At 68.2% G+C, this 26,563-nt stretch carries 21 protein-coding genes; 10 read left to right on the top strand and 11 right to left on the bottom strand.

All coding sequences use genetic code 11. The annotated features are described in order from the left end of the window. The first annotated feature begins 112 nt into the window (after positions 1–112). From PIGHUM_RS04990 to PIGHUM_RS04980, 3 genes are read left to right on the top strand one after another with little or no spacing between them, the layout of a single operon-like run. The gene (locus PIGHUM_RS04990) at positions 113–1,108 is read left to right on the top strand and encodes a Bug family tripartite tricarboxylate transporter substrate binding protein (RefSeq protein ID WP_160142171.1); all 996 of its coding nucleotides are present in this window, start codon (positions 113–115) and stop codon (positions 1,106–1,108) included. Continuing rightward, positions 1,105–2,541 carry a sulfatase family protein gene (locus tag PIGHUM_RS04985; RefSeq protein ID WP_124078244.1) on the top strand — a complete coding sequence of 479 codons (1,437 nt, stop codon included), beginning with the start codon at positions 1,105–1,107 and terminating at the stop codon, positions 2,539–2,541. The genes PIGHUM_RS04990 and PIGHUM_RS04985 overlap by 4 nt, the downstream gene beginning before the upstream one ends. Before the next feature lie 27 nt (positions 2,542–2,568). Then, positions 2,569–3,735 carry a mandelate racemase/muconate lactonizing enzyme family protein gene (locus PIGHUM_RS04980; RefSeq protein ID WP_246012902.1) on the top strand — a complete coding sequence of 389 codons (1,167 nt, stop codon included), beginning with the start codon at positions 2,569–2,571 and terminating at the stop codon, positions 3,733–3,735. Between the two features lie 19 nt (positions 3,736–3,754). On the opposite strand, the gene PIGHUM_RS04975 is transcribed toward PIGHUM_RS04980, so the two are convergent. The 9 genes from PIGHUM_RS04975 to PIGHUM_RS04935 form a co-directional block, all read right to left on the bottom strand. Continuing rightward, positions 3,755–5,353 carry a class I adenylate-forming enzyme family protein gene (locus PIGHUM_RS04975; protein WP_124078242.1) on the bottom strand — a complete coding sequence of 533 codons (1,599 nt, stop codon included), beginning with the start codon at positions 5,351–5,353 and terminating at the stop codon, positions 3,755–3,757. 36 nt (positions 5,354–5,389) lie between these two features. After that, positions 5,390–6,784 carry a UbiD family decarboxylase gene (locus PIGHUM_RS04970; protein WP_124078240.1) on the bottom strand — a complete coding sequence of 465 codons (1,395 nt, stop codon included), beginning with the start codon at positions 6,782–6,784 and terminating at the stop codon, positions 5,390–5,392. 20 nt (positions 6,785–6,804) lie between these two features. Next, the gene (locus PIGHUM_RS04965; protein ID WP_124078238.1) at positions 6,805–8,247 is read right to left on the bottom strand and encodes an NAD-dependent succinate-semialdehyde dehydrogenase; all 1,443 of its coding nucleotides are present in this window, start codon (positions 8,245–8,247) and stop codon (positions 6,805–6,807) included. A gap of 28 nt (positions 8,248–8,275) precedes the next feature. Then, positions 8,276–9,712 (bottom strand): enoyl-CoA hydratase/isomerase family protein, encoded by a 1,437-nt coding sequence (locus PIGHUM_RS04960; RefSeq protein ID WP_124078237.1) that lies wholly within the window; start codon positions 9,710–9,712, stop codon positions 8,276–8,278. Positions 9,713–9,747: 35 nt separating this feature from the next. Beyond that, on the bottom strand, positions 9,748–11,430 hold the full coding sequence (locus PIGHUM_RS04955; RefSeq protein WP_124078235.1) for a thiamine pyrophosphate-binding protein: 1,683 nt from the start codon (positions 11,428–11,430) through the stop codon (positions 9,748–9,750). Between the two features lie 10 nt (positions 11,431–11,440). Further along, entirely contained in the window at positions 11,441–12,430 is a 990-nt protein-coding gene (locus PIGHUM_RS04950) for a Bug family tripartite tricarboxylate transporter substrate binding protein (RefSeq protein WP_160142170.1), read from the bottom strand. 47 nt (positions 12,431–12,477) lie between these two features. Beyond that, entirely contained in the window at positions 12,478–14,022 is a 1,545-nt protein-coding gene (locus PIGHUM_RS04945; RefSeq protein WP_124078232.1) for a class I adenylate-forming enzyme family protein, read from the bottom strand. A 106-nt stretch (positions 14,023–14,128) separates the two neighbouring features. Next, positions 14,129–15,097, bottom strand: a complete 969-nt coding sequence (locus PIGHUM_RS04940; protein WP_124078230.1) for a tripartite tricarboxylate transporter substrate binding protein — start codon at positions 15,095–15,097, stop codon at positions 14,129–14,131. A 23-nt stretch (positions 15,098–15,120) separates the two neighbouring features. Continuing rightward, the gene (locus tag PIGHUM_RS04935; protein WP_124078228.1) at positions 15,121–16,854 is read right to left on the bottom strand and encodes a thiamine pyrophosphate-requiring protein; all 1,734 of its coding nucleotides are present in this window, start codon (positions 16,852–16,854) and stop codon (positions 15,121–15,123) included. 346 nt (positions 16,855–17,200) lie between these two features. Here PIGHUM_RS04935 and PIGHUM_RS04930 point away from each other — a divergent pair, with 346 nt between their 5' ends. Both PIGHUM_RS04930 and PIGHUM_RS04925 read left to right on the top strand, forming a co-directional pair. Then, positions 17,201–18,052: a helix-turn-helix domain-containing protein gene (locus PIGHUM_RS04930; protein ID WP_124078227.1), complete on the top strand. Its 852-nt coding sequence runs from the start codon at positions 17,201–17,203 to the stop codon at positions 18,050–18,052. Positions 18,053–18,196: 144 nt separating this feature from the next. Continuing rightward, entirely contained in the window at positions 18,197–19,162 is a 966-nt protein-coding gene (locus PIGHUM_RS04925) for a Bug family tripartite tricarboxylate transporter substrate binding protein (RefSeq protein ID WP_160142169.1), read from the top strand. Between the two features lie 16 nt (positions 19,163–19,178). On the opposite strand, the gene PIGHUM_RS04920 is transcribed toward PIGHUM_RS04925, so the two are convergent. Next, positions 19,179–20,108: a LysR substrate-binding domain-containing protein gene (locus PIGHUM_RS04920; protein WP_124078223.1), complete on the bottom strand. Its 930-nt coding sequence runs from the start codon at positions 20,106–20,108 to the stop codon at positions 19,179–19,181. A 196-nt stretch (positions 20,109–20,304) separates the two neighbouring features. Here PIGHUM_RS04920 and PIGHUM_RS04915 point away from each other — a divergent pair, with 196 nt between their 5' ends. The 5 genes from PIGHUM_RS04915 to PIGHUM_RS04895 are packed head-to-tail and all read left to right on the top strand — an operon-like array spanning position 20,305 to position 25,618. Then, a complete protein-coding gene (locus tag PIGHUM_RS04915; RefSeq protein ID WP_124078221.1) occupies positions 20,305–21,195 on the top strand; it encodes an FAD binding domain-containing protein in 891 nt (296 codons plus the stop codon). Positions 21,196–21,198: 3 nt separating this feature from the next. After that, on the top strand, positions 21,199–21,690 hold the full coding sequence (locus PIGHUM_RS04910; protein ID WP_124078219.1) for a (2Fe-2S)-binding protein: 492 nt from the start codon (positions 21,199–21,201) through the stop codon (positions 21,688–21,690). Beyond that, positions 21,683–24,121, top strand: coding sequence for a xanthine dehydrogenase family protein molybdopterin-binding subunit (locus PIGHUM_RS04905; protein WP_222929219.1), 2,439 nt, complete (start codon positions 21,683–21,685; stop codon positions 24,119–24,121). The genes PIGHUM_RS04910 and PIGHUM_RS04905 overlap by 8 nt, the downstream gene beginning before the upstream one ends. 20 nt (positions 24,122–24,141) lie before the next feature. Next, on the top strand, positions 24,142–24,873 hold the full coding sequence (locus tag PIGHUM_RS04900) for an enoyl-CoA hydratase/isomerase family protein (RefSeq protein WP_124078215.1): 732 nt from the start codon (positions 24,142–24,144) through the stop codon (positions 24,871–24,873). 13 nt (positions 24,874–24,886) lie between these two features. Beyond that, complete coding sequence (locus tag PIGHUM_RS04895) at positions 24,887–25,618, top strand: SRPBCC family protein (protein WP_124078213.1); 732 nt, start codon at positions 24,887–24,889, stop codon at positions 25,616–25,618. Between the two features lie 39 nt (positions 25,619–25,657). Here PIGHUM_RS04895 and PIGHUM_RS04890 read toward each other — a convergent pair whose 3' ends face one another. Continuing rightward, complete coding sequence (locus tag PIGHUM_RS04890; RefSeq protein WP_124078212.1) at positions 25,658–26,542, bottom strand: NAD-dependent epimerase/dehydratase family protein; 885 nt, start codon at positions 26,540–26,542, stop codon at positions 25,658–25,660. Positions 26,543–26,563: the final 21 nt, after the last annotated feature.

Raw genomic sequence — 26,563 nt, 5'->3', positions numbered from 1 at the left:
GGGGGCATTCTCTTTTTGACTGAACATATCGAATATTTGAACACGACAGCATGAACCGTCGTCCCTAGAATTCATGCATACACCGGAAACCATCCGGGATCGGGAGACGCCAGTGTTCATCGGTCGCAAGTCAACGAGCGGATTCGCCAGGCTTTGGGTTGTCGCGCTAGCGGGGGTGTTGCCGTTCGGCCCGGCCTTCGCCGCGCCGGCAGACTATCCTTCGGCCCCCATCAAGATCATCGTCCCGTATGCACCGGGCGGCGGGGCCGATACGTTCGCGCGCGCACTCGGACAGCAGTTGTCGAAGTCGCTGGGACAGCCTGTGGTGATCGACAACCGCAGCGGCGCCAGCGGCAATATCGGCGCGGAAGCCGTCGCCCGCGCCGAGCCGGATGGCCATACGCTGCTATACGCCACATCGGTGCTCGCGCTGAGCCGGTTGCTGGCGCCCAATCTGCGGTTCGATCCGCAGCGGGACCTGGCCCCCGTCACCATGACGGTGTCGATCCCGCAGGTGCTCGTCGTGCATCCGTCGGTGGCGGCCGCGACCGTGAAAGAGCTGGTTGTGGAGTCGAAGAAGCGGCCCGGCGAGCTGACGTTCAGTTCCGGAGGCCACGGGTCGGCGGGCCACTTCGCATTCGAACTGCTCAGGCAGCAATCCGGCATCGACGCTCGCCACATCCCCTATCGCGGCGCTGCGCCGGCGCTGAATGCGGTGCTGGGAGGCGAGGTCCAGCTAGCGTTCCTCGTGCCGCCCTTGGCGCAGCAGTACATCAAGTCGGGCAAGCTCCGCGCCCTGGCGGTTTCCTCGCTGGAACGTTCGTCCGTGCTCCCCGACGTGCCGAGCCTGCATGAACTCGGCTACGCGAACTACGAGGCGCTGCAATGGCAAGGGTTTTTCGTTCCGGCGAAAACGCCTCCCGCCATCGTCGAGCGCCTGCATGGGGCGATAACCGACGCATTGGCGCAGCCGCAGGTGCGCGCGCTCCTCGCCAACGAAGGCGCGGAGATCGTCGGCTCCACGCCGCAAGCCTTTGCCGCGGCCTTCAAGGACGAGACGGCGAAGTGGACCGAGGTCGCCAAGCGCACCGGGATGAAGTTCGAATGAGTTTCAAGAACGTACTGATATTGATGTCGGACGAGCATGCCGGCCGCGTGCTCGGCTGCGCCGGGCATCCGCTGGTCAGGACGCCGAATATCGACCGGCTGGCGGCATCGGGCACGCGTTTCAGCGCGGCCTATACCAACTCGCCCATCTGCATTCCCGCACGCGCCGCGTTCGCCACCGGCCGCTACCCCTCGGACATCGATTGCTGGGACAACGCCACGCCGTATGGCGGGCACCCGCCGTCGTGGGGCCATGCGCTGCGCGAAGCCGGCATTCCTTCCTTCTCGATCGGCAAGCTCCACTACCGCAATGCCGAGGACGACACGGGATTCACCGAACAGATACTGCCCATGCACGTGGTCGACGGCGTCGGCGATGTCCTCGGGTCGGTGCGGGACCCCTTGCCCGTGCGCACCAAGAGCAAGGCGGTCGCGACCGAGATCGGTCCGGGAGAAAGCAGCTATACCGAATACGACCGGCGGGTCACCGACGCGGCGTGCGGCTGGCTGAAAAACCGGGGCCGGGGCGGCCCGTGGACGCTCTTCGTGGGGTGGGTCGCTCCGCATTTCCCGCTGATTGCGCCGCGCGCCTTCTACGACCTCTACGATCCCGCCTCGATCCCGCTGCCCAAGGCCAGCGCTCCGGAAGCGTGGCCGGCCCATCCTTGGCTCGATGCCCTGCGCGAGTGCTTCATTACGGATCGCTTCCACACCGACGAGACGCGGCGCATCGCGCTGGCCTCGTACCTGGGCCTGGTGTCGTTCATGGACGATCACGTGGGCAGGGTGCTTGCCGCGCTCGACCATAGCGGCGCAGCGGCCGATACCCTGGTGATCTATGCGAGCGACCATGGCGACAACATGGGCGCGCGGGGATTGTGGGGCAAATCGACGATGTACGAGGAGTCGGCCGGCATCCCCATGATCCTGAGCGGTGGCGGCATTCCGTCGGCAACCGCGACGACGCCGGTGTCGCTGGTCGATGTCTATCCGACTCTCCTGCATGCGTACGGGCTTGCGTCCAGGCCGGGCTTGCGCGGCGCATCGCTGATCGGGACGGCCCGCGACGCGCCTCGCGATACACGGCGCGCGGCGTTCGCCGAGTATCACGCGGCGGGAGCGGCCAGCGCTGCGTTCATGATTCGCCAGGACCGCTACAAGTACGTGCACTACGTCGGCATGCCGCCGCAGTTGTTCGATCTCGCCGCCGATCCCGAGGAGCTCGACGACCTTGCCGGCCGTCCCGAGCATGCCTCCGTCCTGCAAGCCTTGCATGGCGAACTGCTGCGGCAGGTCGATCCGGTCGAAGTGGACCGGCGCGCTCGTGCGCAACAGCAGGCGCTGGTGGCTCGCCATGGCGGACGCGACGCGGTCGTTGGCCGCGGCGGCTTCGGCGCGACCCCGCCTCCCGGCCATGCGCCGAAATATGCCTGATCCGCACCCCTGCAAGGAGATCCGGAATTGAATTCCCTCGGCGACCCCGGCGATGCATTGGCCATACGCGATTTCGAGATCCTGCTCTTCAGGGCGCCTGCCGTGCCGCCGGTGCAGACCTCTTTCGGCATCATGAACGATCGTCCCGCCGTGCTGGTCAAGCTGACCGACGCCGACGGCATCACCGGCTGGGGCGAGATCTGGTGCAACTTTCCGAGCGTGGGAGCGGAGCACCGCGCCCGCCTGGCGCTGGCCTACCTGAAGCCCCTGGTGCTTGCCGAGGCATGGCCCGACCCCGCGGCCTGCTGGCGGCAGCTGGCCGATCGCATGGCGGTGCTGGTCCTCCAGACCGGCGAGCCTGGCCCGATCCACAATGCGATCGCCGGCGTGGAGCAGGCCCTCTGGGACATCGCGGCCAAGCGCGCCGGAATGCCGCTGTGGCGCATGCTGGGCGGCCTGACGTCCGGGCCGGTGCCGGTATACGCCTCGGGAATCAATCCGACCGCGCCGGAAAAAATCGCACGCGCACGCTACGAAGAAGGCTACCGGGCCTTCAAGCTCAAGGTGGGTTTCGGCGCGGAACGGGACGACGCCAATCTGCGCGCCATGCGCGACGCGATCGGCCCGGCGTCCGCGCTGATGGTCGATGCCAACCAGGGGTGGGATTTCGATGAGGCGTGCAGGGCCGGCGAGCGCATGGCGCGGTACGACCTGCTCTGGCTGGAAGAGCCGTTGCGCGCGGATGCGCCGATCGAACGATGGACCGAGCTCGCTGCCCGCCAACCGCTGCGGCTCGCCGCCGGCGAAAACCTGGCCGGGCTGGAGGCCTTCGCCTCGCATGCGCAGTCCGGCGCCCTGGCGATTCTCCAGCCCGACATCGGCAAGTGGGGCGGACTGTCCGGCAGCCTGGCCGTGGCGCGCATCGCGGCCGAACACGGTCTGTGGTTCTGCCCTCATTGGCTGGGCGGGGGCATCGGCCTGTTGGCGGCATTGCACCTGAAGGCCGCCGTAGGCGGACCCGGCTATGTGGAGGTCGACGCGAATCCCAACCCCCTGCGCGACGGGCTGGCGCAGCCTGCGTTCGTGGTGGAGGAAGGCGCCGTGCGGCTATCCGACCGTCCCGGACTGGGAGCCGAGCCCGACCTGGCCGGATGCGCCGGATTTCTTACGGAGATTCCCTCGGCAGGAATGTGATCGGGGTTGCCGGCATGCCTCAGAGGCTTTTTGCGCGCGTGCGCGGCCGTACCGCCGGGGCCGCCGCGCCGCCCGCCTGCATCAGCGAACGATAGGCTTCCTGCAGTTCCTGCTTCTTGACCTTTCCCATCGGCGTGCGCGGCAGGCCGTCCACGAACATGAACTGGCGGGGCACCAGGCCGGGGGCCAGGTGGCTTTCGCAGAATCCGACGATGGCGCCTGGCGCGGGGGGAACGGCGCCGTCGGCCACCACGACCGCCAGCAGCGCCTCGCCGTCGTCGGCATCGGGCACGCCGATGACGGCGGCCTCGGCGACGCCGGGGCAGTGGTGCAGCACGTCTTCGACTGCCCGCGTGTAGACGCAGGCGCCACGGGCGGCGATCACCTCTTGCTTGCGGTCCAGGATGTAGAGGTAGCCGTCTTCGTCGAGGCGGCCCGCATCGCCGGTGTGGAAGACGCCGTCGCGGAACGCGCGCGCGTCCTCGCCAGGCAGGCCCAGGTAGCCCAGGCCCACCTGCGGCCCGGATACGACGATCTCTCCCGTGGCGCCCGGCGGCACTTCCCTGCCTTCGTCGTCGAGCAGGGCCAGGCGCGTCCCGGGCAGGACGCGGCCGGCCGCCTTGAACAGTTCCGGCCGGTCGGTCGCGGCGAGACGATGCGCGGTTTCGTCGAGGATGGCGATGAAGGGCGACGTCTCGGTCAGGCCGTAGCACTGGTGGAAGCCGACGTGGGAGAACGCCTTCATCGCCGCCCGCAGGCAGTCTTCGTCCAGCGGCGAGGTGCCGTAGCTGATCAGGCGCAGGCTGCGCAGGTCGTAGCGCTCGACCCGGGTTTCCGCGAGGATGCGCGCGATCAGGCTGGGCAGCAGGCTGGCGATGGTGACGCGGTGGCGTTCGATGGTTTCCAGCACTTCTTCGGGCGAGGCCTCTTTCATGTATACGTGCCCGCCGCCGAACATGCTGACCACCGTGGCTTTCAGGTCGGTGGAGTGGAACATCGGCGACACGTGGAGGTAGATGTCGTCGGCGCAGGGCGCCATGACCCGCGCCAGCTGGAGCGCGTTGGCGACGATGTTGCGATGGCTGAGCCGCACGCCCTTGCCGCGCCCGGTAGTGCCGCCGGTATAGAGGCACAGCGCGAGGTCGTCTTCGGCGGACGGATGCGGCGCGGCCGGCGGCGCGCCGTCCAGCAGGGCATCCGTGGCGGGAAGGCCGCAGGCGTCCGGCGCCGCGCCGACGCATACCGCGCGGCCGTGCCATGGCGCAAGATGCGCCTGGTCCAGCAGGTAGAGGAGGTCCGCATCGACGAACAGCGCGCGGCATGCCGCGTTGTCCAGCATCCACGCGATGTCGGCGCCGGTCAGGCGGAAGTTCATCGGAATCGGCACGATGCCGGCCCAATAGCCGCCTTGCAGCAACTGGGCATGGCGCACGGAGTTGCGGCACAGCGTGGCGAAGCGGTCGCCCGCGCGCAGCCCCAGCGCCTGCAGCATGTGCGCCGTGCGGGCCACGCTGTCGGCATATTGCGCCCAGTTCAGGCCGCTGCCGTCGCCGACGATGGCCGGACGGCGGCCGTGAGCCTGGACGGTGCTGCGCAGCAGGTCGGGAAGAGTCAGCAAGCGTGGGCTCCCGAGAAATGATGCAAACGGGCCGGGCTAGTCCCGGCACGTCTCGCGCCATGCACTGGGCGCGAGTGTCGATCTTACCGCTTCGAGGTCGAGCGTATTCCTGCCCGGCACGCCGATGCGCAGGAACTGCTCGGGCGGGGCATTGACGGGCTTGGTGGCGTCCATCCCCAGCTTCGACCCCACCCCGCCGCGCGAGGTGGGGTCCAGCCGCGAAGCCCGGCAGTTGTCCACCAGGACGAGGTCGCGGTCCGCCTGGAAGCGCGTGGCCACGGCCCATTCGACTTCCTGCGGGTTGTACAGGTCGATGTCCTCGTCCACCACGATGACCTGCTTGACGTCGTGATGCATGGCAAAGGCGCTGAAGATCACGTTCTTGGCGCTGCCTTCGTGCACCTTCTTCATCTGCACGTACAGGTGGTAGCGTCCGACGCCGCCGGGGGCCAGGTGCACGTTCGTCACGTTGGGGAAGGTGCGCTGCATGGTGGTGAGGAAACTGGCCTCGCGCGCGACGGCGCCCAGCAGGATGTGCTCGGTGCCGCCGCCGATGATGGTATGGAAGATGGGCGAGCGCCGGTGCGTGATGGCGTCGATCTCGATGACGAAGCGGTCGCCGCGCGGGCCGTAGTACTGGGTGAATTCGCCGAAGGGGCCTTCGGGTTCGCGCACGTTGGGCAGGATGCGGCCTTCCAGCACGATTTCGGCGTCGGCCGGCACGCGCAGGTCGTTGGTCAGGCATTTGACGACCCGCACCGCCTCGCCGCGCAGCGCGCCGGCCACCTCCAGCTCGTCCTGGTCCATGGCTACCAGGGCTTGCGAAGCCATCAGCGTCAAGGGGTCGACGCCGATGGCGATGGCGATCGGCAAGGGCTTGCCGGCCTTCTCGCACTGGTTGAGGAAGGTCCCGGTGTCGCGCGACGATACCGATACGCCCATGCGGTTGCCGCCCTTCAGGTGGCAGCGGTTGATCGATACGTTCTGCCGGCCGGTCTCCGGATTGGCGCTGACGAGCAGGCCGGCCGTCAGGTACGCGCCGCCGTCGTGTTCGTTGTGGACGGGCGCCGGCAGCAGCGCGCCGATGTCGATGGCGTCGCGGTGCACGACCTCTTGCACCGGCGCCTCGGCCACTTCCCGGCATGGCACGGGATTGCCGACCGCCTGTTGATAGCGGCCGAGCAGCTCGGCCTGCGGCACGCCCATGGCTTCGGCGATCCATTCTCGGCGCGACACGATGCCGGACAGGACGGGGATGCCGTGTCCTTCCGGCATGGGGAAGAAGGTGGCCTGCTGCCCGTCCAGCCGCGAGGCGATGGCCGCGATCTCGAAGCGCAGCGATTTGCGCGGCTCGATCAGTGCGAGGCGGCCGTCGCCGGCCAGGCGGTCCAGCCAGTCGCGAAGGGTGGTGATGGGTGCGGCGTGTGCCATGGAGACTCCTGACGGATGGATCAGAACTGCGAGGTCTGTACGACCAGGCGGGTGGTTTGATAGGCTTCGAGCCCTTCGGTGGCGCCTTCGCTGCCGTAGCCGCTTTCTTTCACCCCGCCCCACGGCGTCTCGGGGCCGTTGATGAAGAAGGTGTTGAGGCCCAGCATGCCGGTGTCCAGTTTTTCGGAAAGCCGCAACTGGCGTCCGGCGTCGCGGGTGAAGGCATAGGCGGCCAGTCCGTAGGGCAGGGCGTTGGCCTGCTCGATGACGGCCTCTTCGTCGCGAAAGGGTAGCAGCAGCGCGATCGGGCCGAAAGGTTCTTCGCGCATGGCGCGGGCCGTCGGCGGCACGTCGGCGAACACGGTGGGACTGAAGAAATTGCCGGCGCGGTCCAGGCGTTCGCCGCCCACGACCAGCCGCGCGCCGGCGTAGCGCAGGTCGGCCACGGTGTTCTCCACCGCGGCAAGCCTGCGCGTATTGGCGAGCGGGCCCATCTGCGTGCCGTCGTCCAGCCCGTTGCCGAGCTTCAGGCCGGATACGGCCTGGGCGAATGCCGAGACGAACCGGTCGTAGATGCGCTCGTGCACGTAGAAGCGGGTCGGCGAGACGCAGACCTGGCCGGCGTTGCGATACTTGCTGGCGATGCACAGCCGCACGACCTGCTCGACGTCGACGTCGTCGAACACCAGGACGGGCGCGTGCCCGCCCAGTTCCATGGTGATGGGCTTGACGGCTGCGGCAGCCAGCGCCGCCAGCTGCCGGCCGACCGCGGTCGAACCGGTGAACGACACCTTGCGCACCACCGGAGAGGCGATCAGGTGCGTGGAGATGTCGGCGGGCACGCCCCACACCAGGTTGATTACGCCCCGTGGCACGCCAGCCTCGACAAAGGAGCGGACCATTTCCATGGCGGTGAGCGGTGTTTCTTCGGGGGCTTTCAAGATGCAGCAGCATCCGGCCGCCAGCGAGGCGCTGAGCTTGCGGGCCGGCGTGGTTGCGGGGAAATTCCACGGCGCGAACGCCGCCGCCACGCCGAACGGCCGCTTCAGCACGGTCTGGCGGATACCCGCGGGGCCCGCGACGACGCGGCCGTAGCCGCGCCGGCCTTCTTCGGCCATCCACTCGATGTGGCCGGCGGCGCCATCGACCTCGACCAGCGCTTCGGACAACGGCTTGCCTTCCTCCTGCGTCAGCATCCGGGCAATGGATTCGCGGCGCGACCGGAAGTTCTCGGCGGCGCGGCGCAGCAGGCGGCCCCGTTCCACCGCGGGCGTGGCGCTCCACGTCGGCCAGGCCGAGGCCGCCGACTGCAATGCGCGATCCAGGTCCGCGGCCGTCGCGACGGGCAGGTCGCCGATGGCTTCGCCCGTGGCGGGGTCGATGACGGGAATGGTATCGCGGCCGTTGCCGCCTATCCATTGGCCGTCGATATAGAGTTTGGGATCGGTTCGTTCGGCAGGCATGCGTGCTCCGTGGAGGTTGCCGGATGCCTCAGAGCTTGCGCTCTTTGGCGTTCCAGTTTTTCTCGAGGTTGTTGATGAGGTCGTCGCTCAGGTGGCAGAAGGCCTGCTCCCGCGCGTAGGTGACCATGTACTGGCGCAGCGCTTCCATCGGTTCTGCCTGGGCGCGCAGCGCCTTGCGGTTGGCGCTGATGCTGACCATGCCGGCGCCCAGCGCATTGACCGCGCAGCGCTCCACGGCGGCGTCGATGTCGGCGCGGTCGGCCACTTCGCTGACGAGCGTGCGGCCTTCGGGGGATTCGACCTTGAACAGCTTGTCGAACATGATGGCCTGGCGGGCCAGCGCCTCGCCCGTGAAGCGCGGCAGCCGCAGGTTGGCCAGGCCCGGAATGATGCCTTCCTTGCGCGCCGGCAGGCTGAAGAACGAGCCGGCCTCCGCGATGACGTAGTCGGCCACCAGCAGCAGCTGGCACCCGCCGCCGATGGCGAAGGTCTCGATCACCGCCACCCAGGGTTTCTCGATGGTGGACTCGGGTTCGTCCAGCGGAACGTCCAGGCTGTCGGGCCCGGGTGGCTGGATGCCCCGGTGCACCTTGTTGAAGAAGCCCAGGTTCTTGGTCAGGAAGCCCAGGTAGGATTTCTTGCCGTGGTAGATGTGGGTCAGGTTGATGCCGGCCGAGAACACGCGTCGGCCCGCGTACTTGGGATGGTCGACCACGCCGCCGCGCATGACGCCCAGCCGCAGGTCGGGGTGCAGCAGAATGAGGTCGGTGGCCACTTCGAACGGCACCATGGTGGTGTCGTCCTCGGCGTTCAGGTAGCGTAGGTTCTGGAAGGTCAGGAAACCGGCCTGGCCGCGGGCCTCGAGCAGCGCCTTGTCGAGCTGCACGCGTCCGGTCTTGCGGAACTCGTCCAGGTATTCATACGACTGCGGGAGCGGCCGCAGCATCGTGCGCAGCAGGTGCGAGCCGATGGCGCGGTCGGTGAACAGGTGGCTGAAGAACAATCCCTGATTGATCTCCAGGCCGTCCTTGTCTCTTTGCAGCAGCTCGGCTTCCTCGCGCAGTTCCGCTTCGGTGGGCAGCACGCCGGGTACGCGCTCGGCCGCGCGCCACGCGAGCTCGTCCGCGCGCAGCGGCCGCCTGCCGTGGTCCGTCAAGTCCCGGTACAGGGCGTGGGCGTGGTAGCGGAAGAAGCGCCACGAGGCCTCGGCCATCAGATGGAACACCACATGGCCGGCATCTTTCTGGACGGCGTCGCGGGCGGATTTCAAGGGCAGCGCCGCCAGCAGCTGGCGGCCTTGCCGGCAGATGGCGCCGACCGCCTGCAGGTCGCTGTCCAGTCCGGAAGCCGCCGCGTGCTTTTCCCAGCCCGCGACGGCTTCCAGGAAGGCGGCGGTTTTCTCGCGCGGCAGCGCCGCGGCGTCCAGGCGGGGTTGCCGGTCGTTGGGTGGGATGTGCTCGATCATGATGGGGCTCCGTACAAGGAATGGGGGGATGGGCCTTACCGGCCCTGTTCGCTCTTGCGGCGCAGTGCCGACAGCGTGGTGCGCGGCGTGATGGCCTCGGGGTCGATGCGCAGTTCGATCAGCGCGCCGTGCGGCGCGGCCAGCGCGCGCTCGAAGCACGCCGCGAAATCGGCGGTGCGTTCGACGAGGTGGCCCTCGATGCCATAGGCGGCAGCCAGTGCCGGGAAGTCGGGGTTCTCCAGCGAGGTGCCGAACACCCGGCCGGGATAGTGGATCTCCTGGTGCATGCGGATGCTGCCGTACATGCCGTTGTTGACGACGATGAACACCACGCGCAGCCCGTACTGCCGCGCGGTGGCCAGCTCCTGACTGTTCATCAGGAAGCATCCGTCGCCGGCGAAGCAGACCACTGTCCGGTCCGGATGCAGCAGCGCCGCCGCGCACGCGGCCGGCGTTCCATAGCCCATGACGCCGCTGGCCGGCGCAAGCTGGGTGCGGAAACCCGGGTATTGGAAGAAGCGGTGGATCCAGCCCGTGTAGTTGCCGGCGCCGTTGGTGACGATGGCGTCGGCCGGCAGGCGCTCGCGCAGGTGCCGGACGACTTCGCCCAGGTTCAGCGTGCCCGGCATGGCGGGCGGCGCCAGGGTGGCGAGGTAGTCGGCGTTGGCCGACCGGGTCCAGTCGCTCCATACGGGATCGGCGGGCGGCGCCAGCCGGCTGGCGGCCGCAGCGAACGCCGCCATGCCGGCGTTGATGGCCAGGTCGGGCCGATAGACCTTGCCCAGCTCGTCGATGGCCGGGTGGACGTGCACGAAGCGCGCTTCCATGTCGGGTACGCCGAGCAGGGTGTAGCCGGCCGTGGTGGTCTCGCCCAGGCGGGCGCCGACGGCGATCACCAGGTCGGCCTGGCGGACCCGCTGCGCCAGGGTGTCTGCCACGCCGACGCCGATGTCTCCCGCATAGTTGGGATGGGTGTTGTCGAACAGGTCCTGGCGGCGGAAGGCGGTCCCCACGGGCAGCTGGAAGGCTTGGGCGAAGGCGCGCATGTCGTCGCAGGCGTCGGCGGACCAGCCGCCGCCCCCGAGCACCAGCAGCGGGCGGCGCGATCGTTCGATCAGGCCGCGCAATCGCTCCATGTCTTCCGTGCCGGGCTGCGGCTGCACCGGCACGAATGGCCGCGTATCGGCCACGTCCAGGTGCTGGTAGAGCACATCCTCGGGCAGCCCCACCACGACCGGCCCGGGCCGGCCCGATACGGCGGTCTGGAAGGCGCGGTTCATCATTTCGGGCAGGCGCTCCAGGTGATCGACCTGGGTGGCCCACTTGGCCAGCGAGCCGAACATGGCGCGTACGTCGATCTCCTGCCAGGCCTGCCGTTCGAGCAGGCCCGTGCCGACTTGTCCCACCAGCAGCACCATGGGCGTGGAGTCCTGGCTGGCGGTATGCACGCCTATGCTGGCGTTGGTGGCGCCCGGCCCGCGCGTGACCAGGCATACGCCGGGTTTGCCGGTCAGCTTGCCGTAGGCTTCCGCCATATGCGCCGCCGCGCCTTCCTGGCGGCAGACGACGGTGCGGATGCTGTCGCGGGCGGCATGCAGCGCGTCGAGCGCCGGCAGGAAACTTTCGCCGGGCACGCAGAACGCGTGATCGACGCCGTGGATTTTCAGCGCATCGACCAGGATCTGTCCGCCTGTGCGCAGGGAAGGGGTGGGAATCATCTGCTGGCTCCTAGTCGGCGGTGGCGCCGGATTCCTTGATGACCTTGGCCCACCGCTGCGCCTCGGCGCGGACGTGGGCGGCCATCTCCTCGGGCGTGCTGGGCGTGGCTTCCAGGCTGACTTCCTTGAGCTTCTCGACGAAGGCCGGATCGGTCAGCACGGTATTGAGCGCCTGGTTCATGCGCGCCACCACCGGCTTGGGCAGGCTGGCCTGCCCGACCATGCCGAACCACACGCTGGTGGCCAGGCTCGGGTAGCCGGCCTCGGCCACGGTGGGCACGTCGGGAAGCTGGAACCAGCGTTCGCGCGTGGTGACGGCGATGGGCCGCACCTTGCCGGCCTGGATCTGCGGCAGCAGCTGGGGCAGGTTGTCGGTGTTGAACTGGACTTCGCCGGCCAGCAGCGCCTGCATGGCCGGGCCGTTGCCGCGATAGGGAACGTGCAGGATGTCGATCTTGGTCAGGGTCTTGATCAGCTCGTTGAGCAGGTGGCCGGTGCTGCCGATGCCGGCGCTGGAGTAGGCCACCTTGCGCGGGTTGGCGCGTGCGTATTCGACCAGTTCGCCCAGCGACTTCACGTTGAGCGAGGGCGATACCACGATGGCGTTCGGGGTCTGGGTGGCCAGGCCGATCGCCACGAAGTCCTTGTCGGCGTCGTAGCCGAGGTCGGTCTTGTACAGGTAGGGGTTGATCGACAATTGCGACGGCGTGATCATCATGAAGAAGTGGTCGTCGGGCGATGCCTTGGCGAAATAGGCCGCGCCCACCGATCCGGCCGCGCCGGCGCGGTTCTCGACCACGACCGGCTGGCCCAGCGTCTGCGCCAGCCGCTGGGCGATCAACCGGCTGGCGATGTCGGTCGAGCCGCCGGCCGCGTAGGGCACCAGCAGGCGCACGGGGCGCTGCGGCCAGGCGGGCTCCGCGGCTTGCGCGAGCGGGGCCGATGCGGCGAGCGTGAGCAGGAGGGCGGCGAGGCGCCGGCCATGGCGGAATGCATGCATGATGGTCTCCTCGTTGTCTTGTCTCGTCTTGTGTGCGTGGGGGGCGGTCATGCCGGCCCGGAGGCCAGGTAGATGTCGCGCAGTTCGTGCTTGCGGATCTTGCCCAGCGGCGAGCGCGGGAACGCCTCCACGAACATGAACCGGCGCGGGATCTTGTATCCGCCCAGGTGGTCGCGGCAGAAGCGGATGATGTCTTCCGGCGCGGGCGGCGCGCCGGCGGGCACGATCGCGGCCAGCAGCGCCTCGCCGTATTTCGCGTCGGGCACGCCCAGCACCGCCGCGTCGGCGATGCCGGGAAAACGCTGCAGCACGGCTTCCACTTCGCGCGTGTAGACGTTCTCGCCGCCGGTGATGACCATGTCCTTCTTGCGGTCGAGAATGTGCAGGTAGCCGTCCTGGTCCAGGCGGCCGACGTCGCCGGTGTGCAGCCACCCGTCGCGGAAGGCCGTCGCGTTTTCCTGCGGGCGGTTGTGATAGCCGTCGGCCACCTGCGGGCCGCCGACGAGAATCTCGCCGGGCTCGCCAGGGGCGGCGTCGCGGCCTTCGTCGTCGACGAAGCGGACCATGGTGCCCGGCAGCAGCCTGCCGGCCGACCGCAGCAGATCGGGGCGCGCGTCCAGGCCGAGCCGGTGCCCGGCCTCGTCCAGGATGGCCAGATAGGGAGAGGTCTCGGTCAGTCCGTAGCATTGGTGGAAGCCGACGTGCCCGAAGCTGGCCATGGCCTTGCGCAGCCATTGCTCGTCCATGGGAGCCGTGCCATAGCTGATCAGCCGCAGCCGGGACAGGTCGTGGCTGCGCGGGTCGGCCTCTTTCAGGATGCCGACGATCATGGTGGGAACCAGGCTGGCGATCGTCACGCCGTTGCGCTCGATCGCTTCGAGCACGCTGCGCGGCGAGAATTCGTTCAGATAGACGTGGCCGCCGCCGAACATGGTCACCACCGTGGCCTTCAGGTCGGTGGAGTGGAACATGGGCGATACGTGCAGGTAGACGTCGTCCGGTCCGGGCGCCATGACCCGCGCCAGCTGCAGCGCATTGGCCACGATGTTGCGGTGGGTGAGCCGTACGCCCTTGCCGCGGCCGGTGGTTCCCCCGGTGTACAGCAGCAGCGCCACGTCGTTCTCGCGGCTTTCATGCGCCGCCAGGCGCGGACTCGCCTCCAGCAGGGCATCCATGGCGGGCAAGGCGCCCGAAGCGGGGGCAGCCGCGACCAGCACCACGCGATCGCGCCAGCGCGACAAGGGCGCGCGCTCGAACAGCGGCGCGAATTCCTCGTCGGCCATGATGGCGCCGCAGCCGGCGTCTTCGAGCATGGCGTCGAGTTCGGCCGGGGCCAGCCGGAAGTTCAGCGGGGCGGGAACGACGCCGGCCCAGAACCCCGCCAGCAGCAGCTGCGCATGGCGCACCGAGTTCCGGCACAGGGTGGCGAAACGGTGGCCGGGCGCGAGGCCCAGGCCGCGCAGCAGGCCGGCGGTGCGCGCGACGCGTTCGAGGTATTCGTTCCAGGACAGCTCGCCCGCCGGGTCGATGATCGCCCGGCGCCTGCCGTAGGCCTGGACTGTGTTCTGCAAGAGGTGGGGAAGGGTCAGCACGCCGCTATCTATGGTGTCGGAATCGATAGCGAAAATGATAGGGATGCATCCCCGCCGACACCCTACCGTCCAGTCCTGCGACCTACCCCAGAGTCGGATTTTTGTCCTAGAGCGCCAGGTTCAGCGACTTGATCAGTTGTCCGAACTTGCTTTGCTCCTGCTGGAGGAAGGCGGCCGGCGCGTCCGTGTCGGGAATGTCGATGCCTTCTTTCTCCATGGCGGCGCGGAACGCGGGTTCCTGCATCGTTTCGCGCACGGCCCGCGTCAGGCGGTCGAGCACCGCGGGCGGCGTGCCGCGCGGCGCGAACAGGCCGCTCCAGTTCGCCATGACGAAGTCGTCCAGGCCGGCCTCCTTGAAAGTGGGCACGGCCGCCAGCACGGGCGACCGCTTCTCGCTGGTCACCGCGTAGGCCTTGATCTCGCCGGCGTCGATCAGGGCCTTGGACGGCAGGATGCCCGAGAAGTACAGGTCCAGGTGTCCGCCCGCCACGTCGTTGGCCGCCTGGGCCCCGCCTTTGTACGGGACGTGCCGGATGTCCAGGGAGGTGGACCGCTTGAGCCATTCCCCGGCCAGGTGCGCGGGACTGCCGACCGCGCCGCCGAAGCTGTAGTTGCCCGGCTGCAGGGCGATCTCCCGGCGCAGGCCGGCGAAATCGTTGGACTTGAAGTTCTTGCGGCCGATCAGGACCAGCGCGGTGGAACCCACCATCGCGATGGGCTCGAAATCATCCAGCGTGTACGAGACCTTGCGTATCTGCGGGATGATGACCATCTCGGTATTCAGGCCCAGCAGCAGGGTATGGCCGTCGGCTTCGGCGCGCGCTACCGACATGACGCCTATGGTGCCGCTGGCGCCGGGGCGGTTGACCACCACCACCGTCTGGCCCAGCCTGCGCTCCAGCCCCACCGCGAGATTGCGGGCGGCGAAATCGGTCGAACCGCCGGGCGCATAGGGCACGACGATCTGGATCGGCTTGGAAGGATAGGCCGCGGCCGGCCAGGCCGGCGAAGCCCATGCGGCCAGGATGCCCAGCGTGGCCAGGATGGTCGTCTTGCGCCGATTCTGCGTATGCATGGTGGTCTCCTCGTTTTGTCGTTTCAGATTCTGGTGACGTTGACGTGCAGGACGGCCGAGCGTCCCGCCTCGACCTGCTCGATGCAGCGGTCGAGCGCCGCGCCGACCTGGCTGGGGTCGTCGAGGCGTTCTCCATAGGCGCCGAACGCCTCGCCCAGCTTGGCGAAGTCGGCCTGCGCCGGCAGTTCGGCCTCGTAGGCGTCGAGCCGCCTGGCGCTGCCGTCCGGGTAGACCCGCAAGGTCGATTCCTTCACCGCCGACCAGCCGCCGTTGTCGACCACGACGACCAGTATCGGCAGCCCCTGGCTGGCCGACACCGCGAGCACCGAACTGGGGTTGTTGAAGTACATGCTGCCGTCGCCGACCACCTGCACGGCCATGATGTGGGGAGCGGCCAGGCGCGCGCCCAGCGCCATGCCGCCCGATGCCCCCAGGCCGCCGCCGCCGACCCGCACCAGCGTGCCGGGCAGCGGACGGCGCAACTGCATATTCAGGGCCGGCGAGTTGCGGATGGCCTCGTTGAAGACGATGTCTTCGGGCGCGAGCCTGCGGCCGAGCTCGGCGAACAGGAAGTGCGGATTGATTCGGCCGGCGCTGCCGGGGTCGGCCGCCAGGCCGAGCGCCTTGTCGCGCCGGCGTTCGATTTCTTCGGCGATCTTCGCGTTGCGCGATGCCACGCGCGCCGAGAACGACGGATCCGCGCGTGCTTCGACGGCGTCGGCAAGCTGTTCGAGGATGCGGGCGCTGTCGCCCGGGAAGCGGGCGTTGGCGGGAAAGCTCCACATCGGCGAGGCGGACTTGAGCACGTCCACGTCGATCTGCGCCCAGAAGGTCTCGGGGTCGGGGCGGACATCGCGCGAGAACCAGGGCACGTCGGTATCGACCAGCAGGCCGACGTCTGCCGATTCGACCGCGCCGCCGGGCTGGAAACCGCAGAAGTTCGGCCCTTCGTGCGAAATGTTGTTGACCGGATTCGACTCGAAGACGCGAATGCCGGCCAGCCGGGCGAGCCGTTCGATGGCGGCCGAGGTGGCGCGGTTGCGCCCGCCGAACGAGGTGACCAGCACCGGCCGTTCCGCGGCCAGCAGGCGCGTTGCCGTTTTCTCCAGCTGCACGGGGTCCGCGCCCGTGGATGCCAGCGGACCGTACTGGGATTCCGGATAGGAGCGGGCGCTGTCCGCCGGCCAGGACTCGGCCAGCGTTTCGCGCGGCAGCATCAGGTAGACCGGCCCCTGCGGCTCGCTGTGCATGAAGGTGTGCGCGCGCCGCAGCGCTTCTTTCGCCACTACGCCGGACGGCAGCGTCCACTCCCACTTCACGAAGGGGCGCACCAGGCTGCCCTGGTCGAACGGTTCCTGGATGTAGTGCACGTAGTTGTCGCGCGAGCCCGGCAATTCGCCGGCCGCGGTGAACGGCGCCTTGCCTGCCATCAGCAGCACGGGCAGCCGGCTGCGGAACAGGTTGTGCATCGCCATCGCGCAGTTGGCCGTGCCCACGTCGACGTGCACCAGCACGCCCTGGCCGCGCCCGGTTACCAGCGCATAGCCGGCCGCCATGTGCGCCGCCGTATTCTCGTGGGGACAGCGTATGACGGCGGGCGACTTCGAGCCGCGTTCCCGCCGGCGCGCCAGCTCTTCGATGATGGGGGCATGGTCGGTGCCCATGTTGCAGAACAGGTAGTCGACGCCGATCTCGGCCAGGCCTTCCAGCAGGAAGCCGGCCGTTATCTGGGTCTGGTCGCTGGGGGAGTGTTGCATGGATGTCTTCGCCGCCTCGCTGATGAGTTCGCCGCGGAACCGGGCTGGCGCGATGATAGGAATCCATTGCGCGTTCTCGCCATACCCTCCAGTCTGAATCTCGCGGATGGCGCGAACAGGGGCGGGATACTCCCAGTGCGACCGGGCGCCGGCGCTGCCCGGCGATAAGAAAAATCACCGGCTGCCCCCTCCTCGTGAAAAAAACTGACGCGGGCCGGCCGGGCTCGCGGACGTGGCTGGATCGGGGCCGCGTTTATGGATATTCTCGAAACCCTCACGCATGACGCCGGCCTTTCCGCGGCGGAAAAGAATTCGCGAAAACGCATCTCGAACAGCGGAGACAGGAATGACCAAGGCCGTGAGGCTTTATCAGGGTGCGTTCGGACGGGCATCCCTGCTCGATTCCGATCATGACCTGGTAACCCATGCTCATCCGCAGTGCCACGTGCTGGTCAAGGCCGGCGGCGCCGACGCGTCGTATACGGTACGTGGCCGCACCGTGCGGCTGACGTCGGATTCCCTGGTGCTCGTCAATGCCTGGGAGCCGCATGCCAAGCTGCAGCCGCTGCCCGGCGAGCGTACGGTGGTGCTCGTGCTCTGTATGGAGCCGGCCTGGCTGGCCGAGCACGATCCGCTGCTGTCGGGCAGCGGCATGCCCGATTTCTTTCCGGCAGCGCAGGTCGCCCAGCCGCTTTCCCTGCGCAGGCTGGTGGACCGGCTCATCATGGAAGTGCTGGGCGCGGCGCCCACCGGCCTGCCGAACCGCGCAGTGGAGGCCGCGCTGTCCGATTTCATGCTCGCCGTCACCCACTTGTTCGCGCTGCGACGCAACTGGATCGATACCTACCGCATCAAGATGGGCAACCGGCCGGACGCGCGCATCGCACGGGCGATCCGCTATATCGGCGACCACCTGGACCAGGCGATCACCTGTGAGGAACTGGCGAGCATGCACAGCCTGTCGCGGCAGCATTTCTTTTCGCTGTTCCGCCAATGCACCAGCATGTCGCCCATTCTCTATATGAATACGCTGCGCATGGAAAGCGCGTTCAAGTCGCTGGTCGAATGCTCGACCTCGGTGAACGCGCTGGCCGACAACCTGGGCTTTTCCGAGCCCCATCACTTCACGCGCTTCTTCCGCCGCAACCTGGGCATTCCTCCCAGCCAGTACCGGCGCGGCGTGTCCCTGCTCGCCTGAAAATAAACCGACGCCGGGGTAGGTTTCCGCACTGGGGGGTAGGGCGCCGCCGGGCGCGGCTGCCTATATTTCGTCGAGGCCAAAGAGCCGAGACGGCCGCGCATCGGCGCCGGCCGGCACATACCCTATATGGAGACGACGGAAATGCATGCGATACGTACGTTCATGATGGCGGCGCTGCTGGCGGCGCTTGGCGCCCCGGCCGCCGCGGCCGATTTTCCGAGCAGGCCGATACGGCTGGTCGTGCCTTTCGAGGCGGGCGGCACCATCGACACGCTTGGCCGCGTGGTGGCGGCCCAGATCGACAGGCAGTCGGAATGGGGCATCGTGGTCGACAACAAGGCCGGCGCCAATGCGCTGATCGGCACTGCCGACGCGGCCAAGGCGGCGCCCGACGGACACACCATTCTTCATACGTCGCCGTCCTTCGTCATCAATTCCTTCATCCACAAGAAGATTCCGTACGACCTGGAAAAAACCTTCGTGCCGATTACCAACCTCGCGGTCGGCACGGGCTACCTGCTGGTGGTGCGCCAGGGCCTGCCGGTGCGCAACGTTTCCGAGCTGCTCGCGCTGGCAAGGACCAAGGAGCTGACCTATGGCTCGCCGGGCATCGGCAATGCCCTGCACCTGGCGGCGGCCGGCTTCGCCAAGAAGGCCAAGATCGACATGCTGCACATCCCGTTCAAGGGCAGCGCCAGTTCCCTCAATGCCATCGCCGCGGGGCAAGTCGACGTGATGATGCTGTCGCCGCCCACGGTCACGCCCTATGTGCAGTCCGGCAAGATCCGGCCGATCGCCTTTACCGGCGAGGGCCGCTCCAAGGAGTTCCCCGACGTGCCCACGATGAAGGAAGCGGGTATCGACGACTTCGTCGTGATGGGCACCTGGGCGGGCTGGTTCGCGCCGGCCGGCACGCCGCCCCAGGTGGTGGACCGCATCGCGGCGGAAGTGGCGAAGGCGCTCAAGGCGCCGGAAGTGGTGGACGTGCTCGTGAAGGGCGGCTTCGAGCCGGACGGACGTCCGCCCGCCGAGTTCGCCGAATTCGTGCGGCAAGAGGTGCGGCGCTATGGCCAGATCGTCAAGGACGCCGGCGTCGAGCCGCAGTAGCCGGCGTTTGCCGTCGCTATAGCGTCCAGCCTTCGCTTGCCGCCCAGGCCGTGATCGATTGTTCGGTATCGCGGCCCTCCCGCTGCAGCCAGTCGCAGAAGTCGCTGGTCAGCGTATGGGCCTTGGAGGTGGGCGCGCTGTTGGCGTAATACGTGCGGCGCTGGACGCCCAGCGGGCCGAAGGGCACGCACAGGCGTCCCGCCAGGATTTCGTCGATGGCCAGGAACAGCGGCACCATCGCCAGGCCCAGCCCTTCGGAGGCCGCCTGGAAGGCGAAGTACATCTGTTCGAAGCTCAGCGTGTTGGCCGGTTTCAGGCCGGGCACGCCGACCGCCTCCAGCCACGCGCTCCATTCGTAGGGCTCGGTGGCATAGCTGATGAGCGTATGCGCCTCGAGGTCTTGCGGCCGGTCGAGCCGCAGCGTCTCGCGCAGGTCGACGTGGCAGACCGGCGCGATGATCTCGGTCATGAAGGGAATCGAACGACAGTCGTCCAGCGGGCCGTATTGTCCGCGTATGGCCATGTCGTAGGAGTTCTCCTGGAAATTGGGCGGCGTCAGCGAGGTCGTGAGCCGCACCTCGACGTCCGGCCGCTTGCGCTGGAACACCGACAGGCGGGCGATCAGCCAGCGCATCGTGAAGGTGGGCGGCGCGTTGACGCGCAGCACGATCGGGGCCGCCTGCTGCATTACGTACATCGAAGCCGTGACCAGGCGGTCGAACACCGCCGATACCTCGTTCAGGTAGCCGCGTCCCGCTTCGGTCAGCGTGAGCTGGGATGGTGCTCGGTGGAACAGCGACACGCCCAGCCATTCCTCCAGCAGAGCGACCTGGCGGCTGACCGCGCCATGGGTGACGTTCAACTCCGCCGCCGCCTTGGTGAAGCTGACGTGACGCGCGGCCACCTCGAACGCGCGCACCGCGTTGAGGGGGGGCAGCTTTCTCATGTCGTCTCCTGTTGCTGCTCGGGCGAGCGTGACTATAACTCACGCCACGTGAAGATTATTGCTTTGCCGCGCATATCCGGCGCGCTCACACTGCAAGCCCATGCGGAAGAGCTTCCGCAACGCAGGCGCGGCGCGCTTGCGCCAACCTCGCCGGGCGCCAGCTTTTCTCTCGCTCGGCCACATTCTGCATACTATCGTGAAAGCCGCTCCATTCGATTATGTGCGTGCCGAGGGCCTGGACCACGCGCTGGAATTGCTCCACCAGCACGGCTACGACGCCAAGCTGCTGGCCGGCGGGCAAAGCCTGGTGCCGATGATGGCCATGCGCCTGGCGCGTCCCGCCCTGCTGGTGGACATCCACCGCGTCTCCGCGCTGCAGTCGCTGTCCGTCATGGACGACCGGGTCGAGACCGGCGCGGCCGTGCGCCAGCGCACCCTGGAATACGACCTCGCCCTGCACGAGAAACTGCCGCTGGTGGCCAAGGCCTTGCGCTGGGTCGGCCATGACCAGACGCGCAATCGCGGCACGGTGGGGGGCAGCCTGGTGCATGCCGATCCCTCGGCGGAATTGCCGCTGGCGGCGCTGGTGCTGCAGGCGCGGCTGCACCTGTGCAGCCGCGACGAGGGACGCCGCAGCGTCGAGGCGGCCGATTTCTTCCTCGGGCCCATGTTCACCGAAACGCGCGACACCGAATGCCTGGCTGCGATCGAGTGGCCGGTCTGGGGCGCCCGCGGCACCGGCTGTGCCTTCGACGAAATCGCGATCCGCCATGGCGACTTCGCGATGGCGTCCGCCGCCGCGCAATTGACCGTCGATGCGGCCGGCGTCTGTCGCCGCGCCGCATTCGGCCTGGGAGGCGTGGACGGCGTGCCGCGCAGTTTCCCCGAACTGGCGCGCCGGCTGGAAGGCCAGCGGCTGGACGATGCGCTGCTGCGCGACGTGGCCTCCGAGGCCGCGGCGGACTGCGATCCCGGCAGCGACCTGCACGCCAGCGCCGAATACCGGCGCGACCTCGCGCGCGTGCTGGCGGCGCGCGTACTGCGCCAGGCCGCGGATGCCGCGCAATCATCGATATCGAGGAACTGATCCATGGCCAATCCCGAACCCATGAACGTCGCCATTACCGTCAACGGCGTGGTGCGGCAGGCGCGCGTCGAGCCGCGCACGACACTGGTGGATTTCCTGCGCGACACGCTGAAGCTGACCGGCACCCACATCGGGTGCGAGCACGGCGTGTGCGGCGCGTGTTCCGTGCTGCTCGACGGCCTGCCGGTGCGGTCCTGCTGCATGTTCGCCGTACAGGCCGACGGGCTGTCGGTTACCACGGTCGAAGGGCTGGCTCCGGAGCGCGGCCAATTGTCCGCCATCCAGGACGCTTTCTGCGAGAAGCATGCGATGCAGTGCGGCTACTGTACCCCCGGCATGCTGGTCGCCTGCCATGCGCTGGTCGAGCGCCATCCCCACCCCGACGAGAAGCAGATACGCGTGGCCATCAGCGGCAACCTGTGCCGCTGCACCGGCTACCAGCAGATCGTCGATGCCGTCCTGCACGCGACGGCGCAGGAGACCTCCCATGGCTGAAGCAGGCAAGTTCCGCTATATCGGCAAGCACCGGCGCGCGGTCGAGCATCGCCGCTTCGTGTCGGGCCGGGGCCGCTACGCGGCCGACATCCAACTGCCCGACGTGCTGCACGTGGCCATCGTCGCCAGCCCCCATGCGCATGCCAGGATCCGCGCCATCGACGCATCGGAGGCCCTGGCGATGCCGGGCGTGCATGCGGTGTTGACCGGCGAGGAGCTGTGCGCCAATACCGATGCGATGCTACCGGGCGTGGACGCTCCCGAGGTCAAGCGCTATGCGCTGGCCGACGGCGTGGCGCGCTATTCCGGCGAATGGGTGGCCGCCGTGGTGGCCGAGTCGCGCGCGCTGGCCGAGGATGCGGCCGAAGCGGTAGCGGTCGATTACGAGCCCATGCCCCACGTGGTGGACCCGCTCGCCGCCATGGAGGACAGCGCGCCGCAGGTGCATCCCCGCCACGGCTCGAACGTGATCTTCCGGCGCGTCTTCGATTGGGGCGAGGTCGACGACCATTTCGCGCAGGCGCCGCACAAACTCTCGTACCGCGTGCGCTGGGCGCGCAGCTCGACCGTGCCGATCGAGACCTTCGCAGTCAGCTGCTGGTGGAACGACGCCACCGGCATCCTCGACGTCTGGGCCTCGATCCAGATGCCCAAGTATCCCGACCAGCTCGCCAAGGCGCTGAGGCTGCCCGGCAACGCGGTGCGCGTGCACTACGACGTGGACGTGGGCGGCAGCTACGGCGTCAAGCGCGGTATCAAGCACACCGTGCTGGTGGGCTACCTGGCCAGGAAGCTCGGCCGCCCGGTGCGCTTCATCGAAGACCGCCTCGAGAACATGCGCGGCGGCGACATGCAGGGGCCGGACCGCATCTTCGACGTCACGCTGGCCTTCGATGCCGAGGGCATCATCAAGTCGATGCGCATGCGCGCGGTGGACGACATCGGCGCCTACTCGGGCCGTTCGCCCCTGCAGCTGGGCAAGCCGGTCGGCGCCATCGTCGGTCCTTACCGCATCGCGAGCGTGCAGTACGACGCGGTGTCGGTCATGACCAACAAGACGCCCCAGGAAGCCGTGCGCGGCTTCGGCCAGGCGCCCACCAACTACGCCATCGAGACGGGCATCGACAAGGTGGCGCGCTTCCTGAAGATGGACCGGGTCGAACTGCGCCTGCGCAACCTGATCGGCAAGGACGAGTTCCCGTATCTCATACCCAGCGGCACCCACTACGATTCCGGCGACTACGCCGCCGTGCTCGGCAAGGCGATGGATGCCGCGCCCTTCGACGATCTGCTGCGCCAGCGCGAGGAACTGCGGCGGCGCGGGCTGCTGGCGGGCATCGGTATATCGACCTGCCTGGAGCCTTCGGGCGGCAACTCGGCGTTCGAGCCTTTGTTCAACGCCAAGAATCCCACGACGACGTGGATGGATTCCTGCCTGGTGCGCATCGACTTGTCGGGATCGATCACCGCGCTGATGGGCACGTCGACCTCGGGCCAGGCGCACGAGACCCTGGTGTCGACCGTGGTGGGCGAGATCCTGCACCGCGAACCGGACGGCATCCGCGTGCTGCACGCCGATTCGCTCAACGCCCTGCCGTCGAACAGCCCGGTCGGCAGCCGCATGGCCATCATGCTGGGCGGCGCGGCCGCGGGCGCGGCCAAGAAGCTGCGCGCCAAGCTGTTGCGCATCGCGGCCCACAACCTCGGCGTGGCCGAAGACCAACTGGCCTACGAGGGCGGGAACGTCGCGGTCGCGGCCGAACCCGGGCGCAGCATGTCCTGGGACAGCCTGGTCGAGATCGCGCATCGCATGTACCACAAGCTGCCCGAGGGCATGGAGCCCGGCCTGCAGGAAAAATTCGTCTGGGAGGTGCCGACCGGCGGCAAGCTGCCTACCGAAGACGGCAGGGTGCAGATGTACCCCTGCCATTCCTTCGAGTCCCACGTGGTGCTGGTCAGCATCGACCCCGAGACGGGCAAGACGGCTTTCCACCGCTACGTGTGCGGCCACGACTGCGGCGTGATGATCAGTCCCGACGTGGTGCACGGCATGACCTACGGCGGCATCGCGCACGGGCTGGGCGCCTCGATGATGGAGAAGTTCGCGTTCTCGGAAGAAGGGCAGCTGCTGGCCGGCACCTTCATGGACTACCTGCTGCCCAGCGCGCTGGAAGTCCCATCGGTAACCATCGTCGACCACTGCACGCCGTCTCCGCTGACCGAGTTCGGCCAGAAAGGATCGGGCGAGGCGGGCTATCTCGGCAGCCCGGCCGCGATCGCGAGCGCGATCAACGATGCGCTCGCCCCGGCCGGCGCGAGCATCGACGAACTGCCGATGACGCCGCAGGCGATCTGGAGCGCGCTGCGCAAGGCCAGGCAGGAGGCGCGCACGCAGTCTTTCAGCCGGACGCAGGAAGTGGAGCCGGTCTAATTTTCCCCAGGAGGCAATTCATGAGTGAACAGCTGTCTATCGAACAAGACGGGCGCGTCCTGCGCATCACCTTCAACCGTCCGCAGGACAACGGCGTGACCGATGCGATGGCGGAGGCGTTCTCCGACGCGATCCTGAACGCGCACAAGACCTCGGACTGCGTCGTGCTGCGCAGCACCGGGCCCGACTTCTGCACCGGCCGGGCGCGCGATCCCGGCTCGCCCGCGCCCAACCCCGAGGCCTATGCCCGGCGGCCCGAGTACGACGCCATCTTCAACAGCTACAAGGCCATCCGCAATGCCCAGGTGCCGGTCATCGCCGCCATCGAAGGGCGGGCCATGGGCTTCGGCACGGCCATCGCCGCGCTGTGCGACGTCTCGTTCGCCAGCGACGCCGCGACCTTCAACATTCCCGAGATCGCGCACAACGTCATGCCCACCATGGTCATGTCGGCCTTGTACGACCGCGTCAACCGCAATGCCATCCTGTGGATGGCCTACTCGACCGATTTCATCGACGCCGAGCGCGCCATGGCCTACGGACTGGTCAGTCACGTGGTGCCGGCGGACAAGCTGGATGCCGAGCTGGAGCGTTTCTGCGAACTGCTGCTGAGCCGGCCGCGTCCCGCCATCCTCGGCCTGAAGGAGTATCTGCACGTCGCGCCGCGCATGGACGAACTGGGCGCGATCGACTACGCGCGCGCCCTGCACTCCATGGTCAATACCGCCGCGGCCATGAAGCGCAAGCACTGAGTTCGGGGCCGTCATGGAAATCACTGGCACTCAGCTCATCGCCGCGCCGCGCGCGGACGTCTGGAAGGCGTTGAACGACCCCGATACGCTCAAGCGCTGCCTGCCCGGCTGCGAGTCGGTCGAACAGGACGGCCCCGACGCGTTCAAGATCATCATCACGGCGGCGGTAGGGCCTTTGCGCCCGCGTTTCAACGGATCGCTGCGCCTGACCGAAGCGGTGCCGCCGGCGTCTTGCGTGATGGTGTTCGAAGGCCAGGGCGGTGCCCTGGGCTTCGGCAAGGGTTCGGCCTCGGTCGAACTGAAGGATGCCGACGGCGGCACCGAGCTGAGCTACGCGGCGCAGGCGCAGGTGGGCGGCAAGCTGGCGCAGGTGGGGGCGCGCCTGATCGACAGCGTGGCCAAGAAAATATCCGACGATTTCTTCAAGGCCTTCCGCAAGCAGTTCGCGCCGGAAGCGGAAAAGCCGGCTCCGCCCGCGCTGTCCAAGGCGCCGGCACCATCTGAGGCGTCGGCACCATCTGAGGCGTCGGCACCATCTGCGCCGCCTGAAGCTCCGCCGGTGGCGAGCCAGACGCGGACGGCGCCGGTTGTCGTCCCGTCCGCTCCGGTTGCTGGTCCGCCCGCGTCGCCGTTGACCGGGACTGCGCCGCCGGAAGCCACCGCCCGGGTGCCGGCCTGGTGGCTGCTCGTGGCGTTCGCGCTGGGCGCGGCGGCCACGGTGGCCGGCGTGGTGGCGGGAGGGTAGAGTCCCGCGCCGCCCGCCAGCGGCGCGGCGCCCAGCGGATCAGACAAGCGACGTGCGTATCCAGTCCAACACGGATCCATGGCGCGGCGACCAACCCAGTTCCCGCGTCCGCTTGCTTCTGACCCGGCTATTGGACCCGAGTGCGAAGACGGCCATTTCGCGTCCCCATCTCGCCTCGGCCTCCTCGCTGGACAAGCTCTTGGCCTCGCCCAACTTGAGAGCATCCGCGATCGCCTGCGCCATATCCCCGAAACTGGCCTCGCCGCTTTCGACGAAGGCGAACAGTTTTTCCGGCGCCTTCTGCAGCGCCAAAAGATAGAGTTCGGCGACATCGGCGATGTGAACCGTTGACCAGCGGTTCGATCCGCGCCCGATGTAGCGCGCCGTTCCGCTTTCCCGGGCCAGGTCGATCAGTCGGGGAAGCTGGACGCTGCGGGCGTCGGGCCCCAGCGCGTCGCCATAGATGAGGGAATTGCAGAGCACGATCGAACGCACGCCCGGAGCATCGAGGACGGCGCGATCCAGTGCGACCCGGGCTGCCTTGTCCGGCTCCGGCGCGGGTAGCGTGTCTTCGTCGTAGACCGCATCGGAAGGGTCGCCCCGCGCCTCGTCCGCGACGATGCTCGAACCGCTGGTATGGATAAAGGTCTTGCCGCTGCCGGCCAGTGCGGCGATCAACGCATCGACGGCGGGCCGATTATCGCTGCTCGCCGCGTTGACCACGGCATCCGCGCGGCGCGCTTCTGTCGTCAGCAACGCCAGATCCGCCAATGTTCCCACCACTGGCTCGATGCCGAAGGCGCGTAGCGCATCGGCCTTGTCGGCATTGCGGATGAGCCCGCGCACCCGATGCCCCGCAGTGACGAATTTCTGGGCTACTGCCCCGCCGATGAAACCGCTCGCGCCAGTAATAAAGACGTTCATTTCAAACTCCTTGCATTTCGT

Origin of the sequence: Pigmentiphaga humi, assembly GCF_900606115.1 — a bacterium.
Lineage (GTDB): Bacteria > Pseudomonadota > Gammaproteobacteria > Burkholderiales > Burkholderiaceae_B > Pigmentiphaga > Pigmentiphaga humi.
Note: the sequence above shows the minus strand (reverse complement) of the source record. Positions and strands in the feature narration are given on the sequence as shown.